The following is a 17,195-nucleotide window of genomic DNA, read 5'->3' on the forward strand; positions in this document are numbered from 1 at the left end:
AAATGGTTGGCTGGTTAGATGGTTAGATGGTTGGTAACGAGTTTGCTATTCATCCATTCTTCGATGGCTTCTGCGTCGATGGGAATGCGTTGGGTTAAATCTTTAGGACCGTGATCCGTGACCAAGATATTGTTTTCCAAACGGATACCGATCTTTTCTTCAGGGATATAAATACCAGGTTCACACGTAAACACCATACCCGCTTGTACCGGTAAATAACGCTCACTGAGATCGTGAACATCTAAACCTAAATGGTGACTGGTACCGTGCATAAAATAGCGCTTGTATGCAGGTCGGGTCGGGTCTTGGTTTTTCACTTCTGTTTTATCCAGCAAACCCAACTGAAGTAATTCGCCTTCCATCAGTTTTCCTACTTCCTTGTGATAGTCTTCCAAGCTCACTCCTGGCAGCAACATCTTTATGGCCGCCTGCTGCACCCTCAATACTGCATCATAAACATTGCGCTGGCGGTCACTGAAGCGACCGTTGACCGGAATCGTTCTGGTAAGATCAGCGGCATAATTACCGTATTCAGCCCCAAAATCAAGGAGAAGCAAATCTCCGTCGCGGCAAGGTCGATTATTTTGGGTATAATGAAGTACGCAGGTATTAGCCCCGCTCGCGATAATAGGCTCGTAGGCATGCCCCGTAGCTCGCTGCCGGAGAAAAGTAGCCATAATCTCAGCTTCTACTTCATATTCATGTACCCCTGGCTCTACCATCTTTAGCACTTCTTCGAAGGCTGTTCCTGTAATATTAACGGCTTGCTGAATAAGCTCTACCTCTAATGGAGACTTGATCATTCGCAATCGCTTGAGCAACGGGCCGGAACGGTGGTATTTATGCGCCGGGTAATGTAGCTGTAATTGCTGCACTAATCTTTGATTTCTCGTGAGAACCGGACTTTGGAACCGGTCGTGTTCATCAAGATTTACATACACTCTTTTTGCCAATAGCATTAATTCATGCAGGATAGTATCCATTTCATCCAACCAATGAACCCGCACGACCCCAGATATTCGTCGAACATCTGCCTTGCTCAATTGATCTCCTTCGTAACGAGACAGTCGTTCCTCATTTCGACGAACAAACACAACTTCTTCAAAACCATCCTTAATACAAGAGGGAAAAATAACGAGTACCGTCTCCGGTTGCTCAATCCCGGTGAGGTAAAACAACTCGCTATTCTGCCGAAAAGGAAAGAAAGTATCCCCCGAACGAGGTAATAAATCATTGGCATAAAAGATCGCCAAACTATCAACTTTTAGCAATTGAGCATAACGACGACGATTGAATGCGAACAGTTCCGCAGATATAGGATGGTACTTCATCCCACAAAGTTAAAGAACTATTAATTCGTTTCTAATGTTATTATCAATGTAAATTTAATGTTAACTTTGTATTAATTAAAGATTAACGCCGTGAAAAAGAAGCTTTTTAAAGAGAAACAACAATATCAAGGCAAGGACCTTATAGCAGCAATCATCCTCATCATGCTGATCCTTGCTTATCAGTTGATCAATAATGTATTTGTTACTCATCAGCAAGGCTGGTTGAATAGCGCCTTGTGCCTGGGAGTGATCATTAGCCTAGGCTGGTGGATCAAAGCATTGTTCCAACGTGAACAAAAAAATGTCGTTACGGATAAAAAAATCATCTGTAAGGTAGACTCCTGGTACCAGGATAAAAAGAAGATCGCGCTGGAAGACATTAAAAGCTGCACGGTTGTACAAACGCCTGTTATCGCACAGTGGCACGGTATGAATATAGAACTGCCAAGCGAAGAAATGTGGTCGATCAACGGCCGTAATGGATTGGCCATCGAAACCAAAGATGGTGAACAAATTTTCATCGGTTCCTCCCGGGCTAAGGAAATGGCACAAGCGATTAAGCAGGCTTTACAGGTGTAAAAGTTAGGTAGGTGTAAAAGTAGGGCTATTCCACATTGAGCCTATCAAGACATCGTCGTGGCGAATCGGAGCATTAGACAATGCTTTCCAAAATAAAATGATTAACCCTTTATAATCCGGATAAAATATAAGCAACTTTTACACCTACCCAACGCTTACACCTTTACACTTGAACTACCTCTTCCAACGAATCCTCTTTGCCTTGGGCTTGATAAACACCGTCTGCTCCGAAGCAACCAATAATCTTTCAGCGGTGAGAAAATCGAGTGATTCGTACTGGGTCGCCAGAAAGAGAGAAATACGCCGCGAGCGCACCTTTCCTTTTAAAAAATGCCCCTCTGGATAGTCCGTAAAATAATAAACATTGGCCGCAGAGTAAGGAATAAAACCTAAACGGAACTTGAAATAATAAGCCAATAAAGCTACCTGTCCCGTCTCGGGGTGAATTGCAGCAGCAGTAACAGCTCTTTTCCTTAATTGCAAGCTATCTCGCAACTCCGCCGTATGCTGCCCAGGCCTAGCCGAAACTACAAAATGATACGTCGTTAGATCGGCACGTTGNATTCGACTCTTCGTAAAAAGATGCAAAGAATCCTGGTGCCAAAAAAAGGCCTCTACATCGTAAAAATGGTTATCCGAATACGAAAAACGTATACTGTCTAACTTTTCCTGTTTGGGGTCATAGCAGTATACCTTCACCTCAGATCGTACACGACGGTTGTCACCAAAATCACCGATAAACAAGCGGCCCTGATCATCCTGCGTCAGGTCTTCCCAATCTTGATTAATAATCGTGGAAAGGTTAATGGTCGACTGAATTTCTCCCCTCCCATTGGTCAGAAATAACTCGGCAGCATTGCCACCATCGTTATGCCACCAAAGACTGTCAGCATCAGCTACTACCAAGCCGGAAACCTCTCGTAAATCATAAGGTAAACGGAATTTTCGGGGGCTATCAGACTGCCCTGCTAATTGAACAAACCAAAGGCAAAACAGCAATAAAACAGCCGGCTTTACATAGGTTTCTGAAAAAAAAATAGTCTTTTTTGTCATTTTTTCCTGATCATTTCTAACCTCTCAAACACAGTAAATCAAGTAACGCTGCCACCAATAGTTGCTTTAACAAGCGTTTGCTCCAGCTCCCCAAAGATATGCGGCCAAACGGATAATCTCACAAATCTGTTTTGGGAACTGATCTAATTCTTAATTTTTCTATCTAGTTTACAATGATTTTACAAAGGCTTCATTTTTCCATTTCCTGGATAATAAGCATCCAAAATCTGCGAGGATACAGACAATTGCTCATCGTAATTTCATCCTATTCAATCACTTATTCCTTTCCTTTACGAAATTTTCCACGACCAACTAACCGTTCATTTCCTTATCTTTGTAGCGATAGGTTACCTGTCAACTTGGTAAGAAAGCCTTACGGAGTCTATTAATTAATACTGCTGCTATTTTGAACAAGACAACAACTTCTACTGCTGTTATGCCTTCAGAACGTCAAGAGATTTTGCGTGATTATTACATCTGCTGTCTCAGTCGTGAACTCAGCTTGGTTATTCGCCGAGATGTACTGACAGGGCGCGCCAAATTTGGCGTTTCAGACGATGGCAAAGAGTTGTTTCAAGTAGCGATGGCCAAAGCTTATCAAGCCGGTGACTGGCGTGCAGATTATTATCGAGGGCACACCTTGCTACTCGCCCTTGACCTGGCTAAGCCAGAAGATATTTTGGCTCAATTGTATGCTGACCCTGAAAACGACCCTTTCAGTGCGGGAAGACAGATGGTTGGCCACCACATGACCCCCAACACAAACGCCCAGGGCGACTGGATTTCTCAACTCGCACAAGTCAACCTATCCTCCGATATTTCTACCACTGGAGGGCAAATGGCTCGAGCTACCGGTTTGGCATACGCCAGCAAAGNGTATCGCGAAGCCAAGCACATGAAAGCACCTACCTTTTCCAAAAAAGGCCAAGAGGTTTGCTTCTGTAGCATCGGTGATGCCAGTACCAGCGAGGGTGCATTTTGGGAAAGTCTCAATGCGGCAGGCGTACTACAGATTCCCTTAGCAGTAACCGTGGCTGACGACGGCTACGGTATCTCTGTACCCACCGAATACCAAACCATCAAGGGAAGTATCAGTGCAGCGCTTGCAGGTTTTGCCGCCGAAGAGGACCAAGACGGCATGGCCATTCATCGCGTCAAAGGTTGGGACTATCCTGCGCTTTGCGAAGTTTACACCAAAGGTATCGAACAAGTCCGCGACGAGCACCAACCAGCACTGTTTCATGTAGAAGAACTGACCCAACCACAAGGTCATTCCACCTCTGGATCACACGAACGCTACAAGAGCGACGAGCGCCTGAAGTGGGAAAAAGAATACGACTGTAACCGACAATTCCGCCTGTGGATGCTGGCAACTGAAATAGCAGAAGAAAAAGAGTTAGTCGACCTAGAAGCCAAGGCAAAAGCGGCTATCGCAGAAGCGAGAACCCGCGCCTGGGAAAATTTCCGCCACCCTATCAAGGCCCTACAAGACAAGCTCGGACAGGTCGTCCAAAGCTTAGCTGCCAGTACCGCAAAAGATCAATACCTCAAAGAGCTGACGCAACTGCGTACACCCAGCCGTTCGGAATTATTGAGTATCGCCCGCCGGTTACAATTTGCCTACCACGACCAGGAAACGCCCGAACTTACGCGCTTCATTAAGGAAGAAAAGCAGCACCTCCAACACCTTTATAGCAGTCACCACCTCAGCGAAAGCCCCAAGGCTGCACTCCGAGTACCTATGGTGCCCGCAACCTACCCCCAGCCTGCTGTTGAGATCAATGGCTTTGAAGTCATCAATCGCTTTTTCGACCAAGCATTGGAGCGTATCCCCGAACTATATGTCTTTGGAGAAGACGTTGGTAAAATTGGCGGCGTCAACCAAGGCATGGCGGGCCTACAAGAAAAATACGGCGAGCACCGCGTCTTTGACACTGGCATTCGGGAATGGACCATCGTGGGACAAGCCATTGGTATGGCCATGCGTGGCTTGCGGCCAGTAGCCGAGATCCAATACCTCGATTATCTGATTTACGCTTTTTCTCCTCTTTCCGATGATGCTGCTACCCTGCGGTGGCGCAGTAACGGTCTCCAGCAGGCCCCGCTCATCATTCGTACCCGTGGGCATCGCCTCGAAGGTATTTGGCACTCCGGTTCTCCTATGAGCGTATTGCTCGGAGGCTTGCGCGGAATGCACCTCTGTGTCCCTCGCAATATGGTGCAGGCCATCGGCATGTACAACACCCTATTGCAAGGTGACGACCCCGGCATTGTGATTGAATGCCTCAACGGTTACCGACTAAAAGAAAGCCTGCCCGATAATCTCGACACCTTAACCGTACCGTTGGGCGTCCCTGAGACCATTCGGGAGGGTGCCGACCTCACCGTTGTCACTTACGGTTCCTGTATCCGAATCGTGGCCGAAGCAGCTAAAACATTGGCCCAAATGGGCGTAGACATCGAGATCGTTGATGTGCAAACCCTCTGGCCATTTGACCTTGAGCACCGCATCAGTGCCAGCTTGCGCAAGACCAACAGGCTGCTGGTCGTCGATGAAGATGTTCCCGGTGGTGCTGCCGCTTACATTATGCAACACATCCTCGAAGACCAGGGCGGGTACTTCCAACTAGACGCTACCCCAAGTACGCTGACGGGCACGGCTTATCGCCCCCCTTATGGCGACGATGGCAACTACATCAGCAAGCCTAATGTAGAAGATGTCGTAGAGAAAGTGTTGACAATCGTTGCAGAGTAGTACTCGCTCAGGTGCTTGGCTGGTCATTATTTGGGCGTATCCCCTCCGCTGAGCTACGGGGTCGCTACGTTGCAGGGCGCGTTATTCACTTGGCCCCTTCCCTGCGGTCGGGGCTGGTGCTGCGCACCACCCTTTCACATCGCTTACGCAATGCCCCCAATTCGTCTAACCTAAACCAACAATTATGGAAGCCCACTACCAACTTACCAACGAGCAGTTTAGCCAACAATTTGCCGACTGTACCTTACCTCCGCAGTGGTTTAGCCATACGGCCCACTTGCGGTTAGCCTATATTCTTCTACAGCAACACCCTTTGGAGGAAGCCCGCCAGTTAATGTGTTCCCAAATTCAAACGTTCGACCAAACGTTCGGAGATGGCACCAAGTATCACCGTACCCTTACCGAAGCCTCCATACAGGTCGTTTGGCATTTCATGAGTAAAAGCACCACGACGACCTTCCCGGAATTATTAACCGAATTCCCGCGATTAGTAGACAACTTCAAGGGCTTGCTCCTGACGCATTACAGACCGGAGACTTTATTTCCACCACCCGCCAACACCGTCTATCAGCAACCGGACCTGTTGGTGTTTCCTGCCTGATTTTTTTTGAACCACCAAAGGCACTTAAGGGGTTTTCTTGAACCATGTAAGGGATTATAAAGACATGTAAGATGGGATGCTCGGTAAGTTAATTCACGATTTCAACCATGCCTTTCTGAACCACCAAAGGCACTTAAGAATGTTTTTTCTGAACCATGTAAGGGATTACAAGGGCATATAAGATGGGATATAGGTTGACTTTGGCAAAATCTAATCCTCATACCAAATACCCAGTACCTAATACCGTGAGGCTTGCCTTGCACAAACACCACTTTAAAGTCCCACACAGGCAAGTTTCCCTATCACCCTTCAAACTTAGGGCTTCGTTTTTCCATATTTGCCGAAAAAGCTTCGACCAGATCATTGGAGAAAAACATAGAAGCATTCCAGGCCGTCATGTAGTTGAGGGATTCTGCTACGGTGTGATCACGCGAATAGAGCAGTATCTCTTTGGTACCACGTATGCAAAGTGGAGATTTTGAAGCGATAGTCGCAGCAAGTTCCTGCACCCCTTTCCGGAGATCTTCTTGACTGGTATAGGTTCGGTTACAAAGGCCAATGGTCGCAGCTTCTGTTCCGGGTACATTGCGGCCGGTATAGGCCATTTCGGCAACAATCCCCGGCTGCAAAATCTTAGGTAAACGCTGCAAGGTGCCAATATCAGCCACCAAACCCAAGTCGATTTCCTTGATAGAAAAATAGGCATCCTCCGTACAGTAGCGCATATCACAAGCGGCCACAATATCCACTCCCCCACCAATACAAGCACCGTGAATGGCGGCGATCACCGGTTTACGGCATTCCTCGATGGCAGAGATCGCATTTTGCAATTTGAAGATAAACCCGCGCAGTGCCTCACGCTTACGCCCTTCGCAAGAGATGGTATTAAAGCGTTGCAGGTTCATCAATACGGTGAGGTCGATCCCTGCACAAAAATTGCGGCCTTCTCCCTGTAGGATAATTACCCTTACTTCAGGATTCTCGTGTAACTCACGAAAAATAACGGGCATCTCCTCCCAAGCCTTTTCATGAAGCGCGTTGGCCTTATCCGGCCGATTGAAGCTAACTGTGGCGATATGCTGATCGATGTGAACGAGGAAAGAGGTATACATTTGACAATCTGTATTTGGTGGTGAAGGGGTTATTTTTGAATTATCTAAGGTATATTTTTTTGAACCACCGAAGGCATCTAAGGATGTTTTTTCTGAACCATGTAAGGGCATATAAGATGGAATCTTAGATAAGTTAAATTCACGAATTTAACAGGAGAGATCACCAATAAATACTATCCGGGAACCGCCGCTCGCTTTGGTACAATTGCCTCCGTTGTTGAGCATATTGGTAAAAGGTAGCGGTGAGCACTGCATCGTAGCTGGCAAAAGCATCTGCTAGACCATCTTGGTTTCCTTTAATAGCCTTTATGGCATCTCGGGCTGTCACCAGGGCCATCGTGATTCCGTGCGAGGAGACGGGGTCGAGGGTGAGGGCAGCATCTCCGATAGCCACCCAACCAGGCCCGTAAAAGTTTTCCAACCGACTGCTATCTGCTGCTACAAAGCGCGGGGAAGTTAGTACACCGTTGGTCTTTGCTATCCGCGCTGCGGTGGATGGTGCATTCGCATAAAGTGCCTCCCAGCCTGCCTCAGTACCCCATGCTTGTCTAGTTTCTTTTCCGGGGCGACAGAAAAAAGCAGTGGATAAGCGGTCACCAGGTATTTGGGCGGTATACCACCAACCATTGGGCGTAGTTTCAATTAACCCGGTGCTATCCGAGAAATCAGGGGGCGTTTTCAGAAAGCGGATTAAGGCGAGTTGCTGATGCTCATACAAGCGGTCGATACCTTGCCGGCGGGCCAACCATGCATTTCGGCCACTGGCATCAATAATAAAGTCAAATGTTTTTTGCGCATTTTGCTGGTTTGCTGCCTGCCAAGTAACTTGCCATTTGTCTACGCCAAGGGTTGCTTCTTGCAGTACAGCTCCTTCGATGAAGGTAGCACCGCCATCAATTGCCTTTCGTAATAATTGTTGTTCAAACATCTGCCGATCCAGGTGCCAACCATGCCCTAGCGGATGCACCAGGTAATCACGATGAACGACCTTATCACTTCCCCATCGGGATTGAATACCATAAGTGGGCAAGTGAGGAGCCTTCTGAAAGTCCTCCCAAATAGCTAAATTCTGTAGCAAAGGCTGAATAGTCGGAGGCAGGCTCTCTCCTACTCTCGGTTGAGTTTGTTCTGCTACAAACAAATCAGACCGGCGGTCAAGCAAGCTCACCTCCCAACCTTGCTGGGAAGCGAAAATGGCTGCTGCTGTACCCGCCGGTCCGGCGCCAATAATCAGTATTTTAAAAGTTGTTACCGCCATTTACGGGGATTCATATCTACCCAGTCTGGTCTTTCGTTATCAGTAGATGGAGCAGCATCCAACGATCTGCTGGCCATAGGCTGCGGCTCTTCTTTTACCGATCGGCCCGTTTCTACCCATACTTCTTTAGGAAACAGCTGATCATCAGCATCTAGTTCGCGCTTGAGGATAATGCCAATTTTATACCACTCTTCCGTAAACTTGGTTACGCCCTTCATACGGTCGGCGATGGAGCTACCGCCAGGTTTCATACTTCCATCTTCATTGTAAATAAAGCCTCGTAACCACTTCTTCCTGCTACTGGGGCCGAAGGCTGTAAACTTATCATCAACGCTGCTTTCTTGATCGTTCAAGGTAGCAAAGTCATCTTCCGAAAGTACGTCATTGGGCACACGTGCAGGCCAGAAGGTCGGCAAATATTCCCCTGCATACGTCCGATATGCAGACAGGCAACTAGAGGTATCTGATTGCCAAGGTACTGCCATCCATTTCGTTAAATCTCCGGGTGAGCTACCATCCAACGGGCCATTCGGTTCATGAATTACACTGTTACTGATAGCATACCCAAAATCTTCTTTAGGCGTTTTCCGGCGCTTGATACGAAAAGGGTCATCACCACTGTACATAATAGCATGCCGCATAGGCCATGTGAATTCACAACCGGGGTGAAAGGGACCACCTAAGGTTTCTTCCAATGCAGCTTCTGTCAGGCCATTGGCTTGTTCCGCCGGAGTCATTTCTTCCCACTTGCGGTGGTGCGGTCGAGGTTCTACTACGAAGTTCCCTTGGGCCCACTGCTCCAGGTAATCGTATTTCAGCTGGGTGATAGCAAACCAGGCACGCGGATTCGTGGATTTGATATTAAATGTCACACCGTCGCCGTAAAGTGGTGGCCAAGCTGCTGGTTCTAGTTTTTCATAAGCAGGGTTGCGAAATGATTCAAAAATGACCTGCCGAAAAGGGCGATTTTTATCGCTGGCATCAATCAGTCGTTCGATCACTTGCTCACTTTCAAAATCATAGGCGCTGCCCCAACCAAAGTCACGACTTACGCCTGCATTTACCCATTGGTTCTCCGTCAATTGCTTGAGGGTAGGATAAATATCCGTATAAAAAGAAGGGCAATCTTTTTTCACACCAGGGTGTATTCTACTTGCTACATCCTCCAAAAGTTCGTAACCAGTAGAAAAAGCCTGCACTCCTACCGCATAATTTGGTGGAGCAGTAAGTACCCAAGCCCCTTTAGCGTCAAGCTCTCGGCCATCGGGCAAGCTCACTTTAGCATCTACAGGACCATCAGAAGTATCGTCGTGCCAGCCTTGGTTATTGGCAAATGTCGTCAATGGTGCAGGCTTTTCCCGAAAGGAATCTGATTTGCCTCGGCCTCCTAAAAAGAGGAGCCGCCCTTGGTCATCGGTACGTAACTCGCCCAGATAAACTTCCTTTTCGATATGGCCAATAGTTCCTTTAAAGTGATATCGCGCTCCATCAGGGTTGGTGTTACGACCAGTAATGTGCTGAGCGCGTGCTTCAATCATCAGTTGCTTGCGACCTTCGCATTCGTAGTCCGGATTTCTCCGCAAGCTTAGCACTTCAGGGCCACCAGGTGTAGGGTTACCACTTTCGTCGTATTCTCCTTTAGCAGTGGGCGTATCAAGAGCAATATCAAAATTATACCAAGAAGCTTTCTTATTAGCGACGTCTACCCGCCAATCAATCTTCACGCCATGGTCTTCGTTCAGTTCGCCTAGGAAGTTTCCATCCTTATCAAGGCCGTAAACGAAAAACTTTGCAGCCTGACGCTTGATCCGGCCCTGTTCGTCACGAAAATCATCTTTGTCTTTGGCAGTCTGCCCGGGAATGGTAGGCCCCACAAAATATTCGTCAGGGGCATTTCCTACCCTCGCAATACCGATAGCCGGATAGATGGCCACCGTGTCTATTTTTTTTAAATCCATTTGAATATGAGTTATGGTGAACTTTAAAATACTACAGAAAGTGTACACGCTGGTGTACACCGAAAGAAAACACTACATTTTTAAGGGGAGAAAACAATGATGATCTAAGGTAGGTATCTTTTTGCAAAAGATCGACAACGGATTTAAACGAGCCTAGACTCTTGATGTGATTTTTGAACCCCAAAAGAGATCATAAGGAATTATAAGAAGGGGATATTTGCTAGGGTAGCAGCATGATTTCGCCCGACATGATGGGGTTTGAACCACCAAAGGCACCTAAGTTTTTTCCTTAAGTGCCTTTGGTGGTTTATTTTTCAACACCTCAGGAGAATCCAGTTAAAACGAAAAAAGCACAACAAACCGTGATGGTAAGTTGTGCTTAATGGTTGAGGTTGCGAGCGGATTCGAACCGCTGTACAAGGTTTTGCAGACCTTTGCCTAGCCACTCGGCCACGCAACCATTTCTTCTAAAACAACGCTAAAAAAGAGATGTTCTTCGAAGGGAACGCAAATATAAAGCTTTCGTTATAATAATACGCTTTTTTGCAAAAAAAGTTCCGTCTTCGTTTAAAATACCTCTTGTCCAAAATCTAGCGGAGTAGCATAACGTCGCCACTCAACTCGATAGGTGCCCCCCCCGTTAGGAGTCATTTGAATGTAGTAGAGGTAAACCCCCATTGGCATCAACTCTCCTTCTCTTCTGCCATCCCAACCTTTATCTATACTGTTGCTTTGGAAGACTTGCCCTCCCCAACGGTCAAAAATTTGTAGCTCGTATTCTGCCAGCGTTCCAAAAGACAGCTGCGGCCGGAATGTAGAATTTACGCCTTCGGGGGCAAAAATATTGGGGACATATACCTTAGGAGCAGGGATGATGCAAACGGTATTAGAGGTGATTGCTCTGCTAAGCTCTTCTCCTGTAGACAATTCGTAAGTAACGTTTACCCGCAAAAAGTAGCAGCTTCCCTCCCCACCAACTTGCTGGCTTTGAGGATCAAGGTATTGCAAATCGGTACTGGTCCCTGTGAAGACGGTCGTCTCCAATGTTCCTTCCACCTTTACCAATTCATAGATGATATCAGTGGCCAAATTGTGCGTATAGGCATCCCAGTTCAATCGGTTGCCATTCGTGAGGGCTTCACCGCGTAGGAAAGGTGTTGTGCTTTCATTAGAAACAATCATATTCCCACATTCGTCCGTCGCACTGATGCGGTAAAAGTAAGCCTCGTTTTGGGCGTTGGCAGTGACATCCTGAAGAAGATTGTCATTTACCAGAGGTGTACTTAACGGTAGAGGTGTTACGACAATTACATCATCATTTACACGGCCACTTTCCTGAAAAGCTTCCGTCAGTAAAGCCGTAGGATCCCATAACCATTCCAAGCTCACAGAACCATCTGCATTTACAGAAGCTCCCAACAGGTTAATCTCGCGAATGGGTTGTAAGATGCTTATCGTTGAACAATGGACATTCGAGCGAGAACGAAAATCAGTCGTAGCCTCCACTGCTTCAACAAAAAAGCAGAGTTCTTCGCCATCATTACCTCCATTGTAAACAAAATTAGTTTGGGTTCCTGCTACTGTACCTTCTAAAACGGGTAATCCTCCGTCCACGCCTACAAAAATTTCATAGCGATCTACGCCATCTCCCCAATTTTGGTAGGCACTCCAGTTGATCGTCAAACCAGCATTACAGGCATCAGGAGGGGTAAATCCCATCAAAATGGTTTGATGTTGCGAGGGCACCAACGACTTATTACCACAGGCATCTAAAGCTACCACGAAGTAGGTTTCGGATTGGAGATCAGGAGTAGCCGTAACATCTAGATAGAATGTCCCATTGTATACAGTATCAAGAATGGTCGTACCCATTGCCGTATTTCTACTGATGATATAACCTATCGTTTCTGGCGAAGGGCTTGGCGTCCAACTGATTTCTACATTTCCGTTAATAACACTCACGTATTCCAATGGGCCAGGTAACGGAATCAGATTATCTAAGGTATCCGAAGTCATCAACTGCTCGCCAGGGCAATTATGCGGGCTGGTGAGGTAGTAATACCACACTTGATTATTGGCCGTACTATGGAAGTAAACCGTCTGTGCAGGGTCGGTAATCGTTGAAAGTAAACTATAAGGCCCATCGGCCTGCGTGCTTCCGAAAACTTCGTAGGAGACAAAAGGCCCACAAGTATTCGTTGCTGGCTCCCAGAAGAGGGAATCATTCACTACGCATTGTAAGTTGGGTGCTAATATTTGGGTCGTTCCTGCAAAAGGAGAAGCCGCAACAATAAGGAGAATGTAAAAACGAAGAAATATACTGTTCATGGTCTACAAATATCAATTCTGCAGGTGCATTATTCACCTACGGGGGCACAAATATACCCGAAGACCAGCAGTTAATAATCGCCGATGAGCCACTGGTCGCCCCGGACAGGTAATCGGTAAGGTTCGTATATCTAACAACGTTTAAGAAGAAAAGTTATTGGCAAATTCACAGACAGTACCTTTATTAAAGGTCATGAATAATGGCCATAATTTGTTCCGCTAATTCAGGGTTATCAATGATCACCTGTTCCCCTTCTACCCTCACTTCTCCGGATACAAGAAAGGCGTGCTTACATCCAAAATATAGCCCCTGTCCTTTAAACTTATGGAAATTATATTCCCTGACGGCCTGTCGGTCAAAGCGAAATTCATCTTGTATGTTGACCTCCTGCTCTGACAGGTAAGCCTGAATAGGTTTTTCTTCGCCGTAAAATTTTTCTTCAAAGGCAGGAATATTGATCACCTTGCCTGGGCTTTTCATAGCAAAATTAGCCAACTGCTCTCGAAATACGCCCGTCTCCATCTGTGCCCCAGTTTCTTCATCTACAGGCAGAGGAACTGCCGCTACGGCTTCCAGAAAATGGTGGGTTAGCTCTTTATTCGAAACCGATTCTTCTATCCCCAGCCAACTGAGGAAATAATCTGAAATTTCTTTTTGTGTGCGGGCATGTTTGATCACCTCCAAGTGGGGTTGTTCACGGCCTTCCCCTTTTCGGAGGATTATTCGGCAAGCCAGGGCCATCCGGTCAATATCTAAATAAGTAGAAGGGCTTAATTGAAAACTGCCGCTATTACCAGTGGTAAAGACTAGCCCATTTGTGTCTCTCACCAAGAAAATCCCCAATAGATGCTGTTCATGGGCACCTTCACCTGTACTGTAAAAAGCATACACAAGGTACCCCCCCCTTGGCACCAACAATGCCCTGCAAGCTCAACTGTAGGGCCTGCATACTGTCGCGAGAAAACTGTAAAAACGCTTCCGGTGAAAATTTATCTTCTTCAAGCAAATGAAAGTAACCGGGGAAGAGTGCATCTTCTGGCGCCGCTAGATGACCATTAAGCACTTCGTTTTTCTGGACAAAGGTTTTATTCAGCTTACCAATCAGCTCTTCTGCCTTTTCGTCAATTAGCAAAAGGTTATCGCTTAGCCGCAATTCCGCTTCGTTACTATCAGCATTTTTTACCAATTCGTGAATGGCTAATTGGTGCAGTGTCATCGTCATCTAAGTGGTCTTTAATATTGGTACAAAAATAAGTCTTTATCCTGCACATCTCGTGGTTTAGTAAAATTATCCTACCAGAAAGAACAAGACTCACATAATATCTATCCTGAGTAGGAAGTTTTTTTGTCGATTACTAGCCGAAGTTACCTTAAAAAAGTACCCAAAAGCTGTCTTAGATAAAGTTGCATCTTTGCAATTAAAATTCTCTTCCCGCAATGCGTAAATTTAGTCTACTTTTTAGCCTTATCCTTTTAGCCCTCACTTGGCACAGCTGTGACGATCCGGTTTACACGCCCAAACCACGATCTTACCCCAGAGTAGATTTCCCAGAAAAAGCCTTCCGCAATTTCACCGAAGATTATTGCAATTTCACTTTTGAATACCCGGTATACGCCCAAATTCAGCAGGACACCAAATTCTTCGAAGAGATGCCTCCGGATGATTGTTGGTTTGACGTTTACTACCCCTCGTTTGATGGGCGAGTGCATTTCACGTATGTTGACCTAAGCCAACCCACTAACAACTTGGAAGCACTCCGACAGGAAGCTTTCAGTATGGCCGACTGGCATAACAAACGTGCCAACTTCATTGATGAACTCATCATAAAAACACCCAACGGTGTCAGCGGTATCGCCTTTGACATTGATGGCCCTGCAGCCAGCCCTTTCCAATTTTTCCTAACAGACAGTACACAGCATTTTGTCCGTGGTGCACTCTACTTTAATACACAAGTTAAAGCCGACTCGCTTGGCCCTGTCATCGACTTTGTACGAGAAGATGTCTTGCATTTGATTGAGACTTTTGAGTGGAAGTAGATTTGGGTTGGATGGTTGGATGGTTGGATGGTTGGATGGTTGGATGGTTGGATGGTTGGATGGTAGTCTACGTATTCCAGGGCTAACGTGAGGCTTTACTTCGCAGCTGCTTCGCGACGAGCGTAACAAGCTCATTATCAGCTCCCTCTTCACCTTACCGTACCAGGCACTAAAAAAGCCATTTCTACACCCCCACTGTCAGGGATGAGAAATGGCTTTTGTTATTTGGTAAAACCAGCTTTTGCCGATACTACATTATTTCATTCTCTGAAAACTATTGTCAGAGAATATCTTACTTCCCTGCAGCAGCAGGTGTTTGTTCCTCTTCTTCTTCCTTACTGCCCATAATCGCAGTTTTGATCTTTTGCTCGATCTCAAGAGCTACTTCCGGGTTATCCCGTAAAAACTGTTTGGCAGCTTCTCGTCCCTGAGCGATTTTGGCATCACCGTAGGCATACCAAGCGCCGCTCTTTTGGATAACGTCTTGGTCTACACCAAGGTCAACGATTTCACCGACCTTAGAGATACCTTCTCCAAACATGATATCAAACTCGGCGATCCGGAAAGGAGGTGCCAATTTGTTCTTTACCACTTTCACTTTCACGTGGTTACCCATTACGGTATTCTCTTTGTCTTTGATACCAGCACCAGAACGGCGGATATCTAAACGCATCGAGGCGTAAAATTTCAAGGCATTACCACCGGTTGTTGTTTCAGGATTACCGAACATCACCCCAATCTTTTCACGCAACTGGTTGATGAAAATACAGCAACATCCTGTACGACCAATCGTACCTGTAAGCTTACGCATGGCTTGTGACATCAGACGAGCCTGTAAGCCCATCTTACTATCCCCCATTTCGCCTTCAATCTCCGAGCGAGGCACCAATGCCGCAACCGAGTCAATAACAATAATGTCGATTGCTCCAGAACGGATAAGGTTTTCCGTTATCTCTAAAGCTTGCTCTCCGTTATCTGGCTGAGAGATCAGTAGGTTTTCTGTATCTACACCAAGGCTCTTCGCATAGTAGCGATCAAAAGCGTGTTCTGCATCCACAAAGGCAGCAATACCACCTAACTTCTGACATTCCGCTATCGCATGTATGGCTAACGTCGTTTTACCAGATGATTCCGGTCCGTAGATTTCTACGACACGGCCACGCGGAAAACCACCAATACCCAGGGCAATATCTAAACCTAAGGACCCAGAAGGAATGGCTTCAATATCCGCCACCTTAGAGTCACCCATGAACATAATTGTGCCCTTACCGTAAGTTTTATCCAAGCGATCCATCGTCGCCTTTAGTGCTTTCAGTTTAGCATCTTTATCGTTAGCCATATGCTGCTGTTTAACGGAAGTAGACAAAAAATCTTCCGACTATTTCAAATATTTGTTTATTTCGATAGCAAATATAAACAACAAATTGTTATCCGCCAAATAATTTTCCAACATCACACGAAAAAACCATTTGTTGAAGCCTTCCTACCGGCGGTTGAATAAAATAGCAAGGCCTTTACGCTACTCATACATTTGCTGGCAATTCAACTATTTATTCACCGAAGTTTATAACAACTTCATCATTTTAAAACCTTAATTATCATGAAATTTTATTTCTCTCTTTTAGCGTTCTGCCTATTTGCAGTAAATGGTTTACAGGCTCAGCAATTCAGTGCAAAAGCCACCGTAACACTCATTGAGGCCAGCGAAGTACCCGAAGCAGTAAAAGCTAGCCAGGAACAACATTTCCCAAGTATGACTGTCCGCCAATGGAAAATGCAAACATACCAAGGTTCACGCACTGCTCCTGTAAACTATCTGGCTGTTTTCCACAATGAGGGCAAAAATACCCGTGCTCGCTACCTGGCTGATGGACAAGGAATGTCCACTTATACAAATTACCGGCCCCAGGCACTTCCTCCTGCTATTGTTCAAACACTTAATACGGATTATGCCGACTATACTCCTACGGGTGCTGCACTAGTGGGGTCATTGCATAATGATTGGGAGGCATTCCATATCAGTCTGCGCAAAGGCGGTCAAAAGCTTAGTTTTTGGTTAACAACAGAAGGTGACTTGATTAACCCAAGAGAATTGCCTCAGCAAATGGAAGAAGAGGTTGCGGAATAAAAAACAATCACTATCTACTTTGTTTGTCAAAGGTCATCCTTCCTCCAGGGGGGA

Annotated in this window: 13 protein-coding genes and 1 tRNA gene; 5 read left to right on the forward strand and 9 right to left on the reverse strand. The window is 46.1% G+C overall.

The genetic code is table 11. The features are described from left to right. Window positions 1–14: 14 nt before the first annotated feature. Window positions 15–1,331 (reverse strand): aminopeptidase P family protein, encoded by a 1,317-nt coding sequence (locus tag A3EU_RS0105890; RefSeq protein WP_020535207.1) that lies wholly within the window; start codon window positions 1,329–1,331, stop codon window positions 15–17. Window positions 1,332–1,421: 90 nt separating this feature from the next. On the opposite strand from A3EU_RS0105890, the gene A3EU_RS0105895 reads away from it, so the two are divergent. The 3 genes from A3EU_RS0105895 to A3EU_RS0105910 all read left to right on the forward strand — a co-directional run bounded on the left by A3EU_RS0105895 (window position 1,422) and on the right by A3EU_RS0105910 (window position 6,319). Continuing rightward, complete coding sequence (locus tag A3EU_RS0105895) at window positions 1,422–1,910, forward strand: hypothetical protein (protein WP_020535208.1); 489 nt, start codon at window positions 1,422–1,424, stop codon at window positions 1,908–1,910. A 1,489-nt stretch (window positions 1,911–3,399) separates the two neighbouring features. Continuing rightward, the gene (locus A3EU_RS0105905; RefSeq protein WP_020535210.1) at window positions 3,400–5,718 is read left to right on the forward strand and encodes an alpha-ketoacid dehydrogenase subunit alpha/beta; all 2,319 of its coding nucleotides are present in this window, start codon (window positions 3,400–3,402) and stop codon (window positions 5,716–5,718) included. Window positions 5,719–5,902: 184 nt separating this feature from the next. Beyond that, window positions 5,903–6,319 (forward strand): hypothetical protein, encoded by a 417-nt coding sequence (locus A3EU_RS0105910; RefSeq protein WP_020535211.1) that lies wholly within the window; start codon window positions 5,903–5,905, stop codon window positions 6,317–6,319. A 302-nt stretch (window positions 6,320–6,621) separates the two neighbouring features. On the opposite strand, the gene A3EU_RS0105915 is transcribed toward A3EU_RS0105910, so the two are convergent. From A3EU_RS0105915 to A3EU_RS0105945, 7 genes are all read right to left on the reverse strand, one after another. Beyond that, window positions 6,622–7,431 (reverse strand): crotonase/enoyl-CoA hydratase family protein, encoded by an 810-nt coding sequence (locus tag A3EU_RS0105915; protein WP_020535212.1) that lies wholly within the window; start codon window positions 7,429–7,431, stop codon window positions 6,622–6,624. 160 nt (window positions 7,432–7,591) lie between these two features. Then, a complete protein-coding gene (locus A3EU_RS0105920) occupies window positions 7,592–8,689 on the reverse strand; it encodes an NAD(P)/FAD-dependent oxidoreductase (protein WP_020535213.1) in 1,098 nt (365 codons plus the stop codon). Further along, complete coding sequence (locus A3EU_RS29555; protein WP_020535214.1) at window positions 8,680–10,647, reverse strand: LodA/GoxA family CTQ-dependent oxidase; 1,968 nt, start codon at window positions 10,645–10,647, stop codon at window positions 8,680–8,682. The genes A3EU_RS0105920 and A3EU_RS29555 overlap by 10 nt, the downstream gene beginning before the upstream one ends. Window positions 10,648–11,036: 389 nt before the next feature. Beyond that, window positions 11,037–11,107, reverse strand: a tRNA-Cys gene (locus A3EU_RS0105930). 107 nt (window positions 11,108–11,214) lie between these two features. After that, window positions 11,215–12,975, reverse strand: a complete 1,761-nt coding sequence (locus A3EU_RS0105935) for a T9SS type B sorting domain-containing protein (protein ID WP_020535215.1) — start codon at window positions 12,973–12,975, stop codon at window positions 11,215–11,217. A gap of 184 nt (window positions 12,976–13,159) precedes the next feature. Next, complete coding sequence (locus A3EU_RS0105940) at window positions 13,160–13,867, reverse strand: nucleoid-associated protein (RefSeq protein ID WP_020535216.1); 708 nt, start codon at window positions 13,865–13,867, stop codon at window positions 13,160–13,162. Next, complete coding sequence (locus tag A3EU_RS0105945; RefSeq protein WP_020535217.1) at window positions 13,842–14,198, reverse strand: nucleoid-associated protein; 357 nt, start codon at window positions 14,196–14,198, stop codon at window positions 13,842–13,844. The genes A3EU_RS0105940 and A3EU_RS0105945 overlap by 26 nt, the downstream gene beginning before the upstream one ends. A 215-nt stretch (window positions 14,199–14,413) precedes the next feature. Here A3EU_RS0105945 and gldD point away from each other — a divergent pair, with 215 nt between their 5' ends. After that, window positions 14,414–15,013, forward strand: coding sequence for a gliding motility lipoprotein GldD (gene gldD, locus A3EU_RS0105950; RefSeq protein WP_020535218.1), 600 nt, complete (start codon window positions 14,414–14,416; stop codon window positions 15,011–15,013). Window positions 15,014–15,305: 292 nt separating this feature from the next. On the opposite strand, the gene recA is transcribed toward gldD, so the two are convergent. Beyond that, the gene (gene recA, locus A3EU_RS0105955; protein WP_020535219.1) at window positions 15,306–16,352 is read right to left on the reverse strand and encodes a recombinase RecA; all 1,047 of its coding nucleotides are present in this window, start codon (window positions 16,350–16,352) and stop codon (window positions 15,306–15,308) included. Between the two features lie 261 nt (window positions 16,353–16,613). On the opposite strand from recA, the gene A3EU_RS0105960 reads away from it, so the two are divergent. Next, window positions 16,614–17,141 carry a hypothetical protein gene (locus A3EU_RS0105960; protein WP_020535220.1) on the forward strand — a complete coding sequence of 176 codons (528 nt, stop codon included), beginning with the start codon at window positions 16,614–16,616 and terminating at the stop codon, window positions 17,139–17,141. Window positions 17,142–17,195: the final 54 nt, after the last annotated feature.

It is taken from the genome of Lewinella cohaerens DSM 23179, assembly GCF_000379805.1.
Taxonomy (GTDB): domain Bacteria; phylum Bacteroidota; class Bacteroidia; order Chitinophagales; family Saprospiraceae; genus Lewinella; species Lewinella cohaerens.